This window comes from Oleiphilus sp. HI0132, from assembly GCF_001635845.1.
This window is the reverse complement of record NZ_LWGJ01000076.1, coordinates 1-679: the sequence shown is the minus strand read 5'-3', so window position 1 is coordinate 679 and position 679 is coordinate 1. Positions and strand designations below refer to the sequence as shown.

Annotated in this window: 1 protein-coding gene; it reads left to right on the top strand. The window is 50.5% G+C overall.

All coding sequences use genetic code 11. The features are described from left to right. The coding region (locus A3766_RS01060) for an Ig-like domain-containing protein (RefSeq protein ID WP_156508586.1) at positions 1 to 679 on the top strand (679 nt) is incomplete at both ends.

Here is a 679-nt window from a genome sequence, read left to right as displayed (position 1 = left end):
CCTCTAGCGGCGTTATTACCAGTCTCGATGCTGCCGTCATCGCTAATGGCTCCAATACTACAACTATCACAGTTCAAGGAAGCGACGTCTTTGGCAATAGTGTCGAAGTGGGTGGCGCCACGGTTACTTTAAATACCAATTTTGGTAGTTTAGGCGCGGTAAGCGATATGGGAGATGGCCGCTATAACGCGACTCTACTGGCTCCAGCCACAACAGGCACGGCAGTGATTACTGGGACTATGAATGGCCAAAGCCTTGTCGATACCGCAACCGTTCAATTTGTACCGGGCCCGGCAAGCTACCTGAACAGCACACTAAACTCATCATCACCTGTTCTGACGGCTAACGGCAGCGACACCGCCACCCTCACACTTCAAGCCATTGACCTGACTGGGAACTATCTTACTTCCGGTGGTGACACCGTCATTATTAACTCAACTGCCGGCAGCCATAGCTCCGTGAACGATTTAGGTGACGGCACTTATCAAGTCATCTTTACCGCAGATGAAACAAGGGGCGTCGCAGTAATCACAGCAGAGTTAAACGGTGTACAGCTCTCCGATACCGCAAGCATATCTATGATTCCCGGTAATGCCGACTACTCTAACAGTCAAGTTAACAGCAGTCTGAGCCAAATTGTTGCAGACGGCCAAACCCTTAGCCAAATCACTGTCGAAGC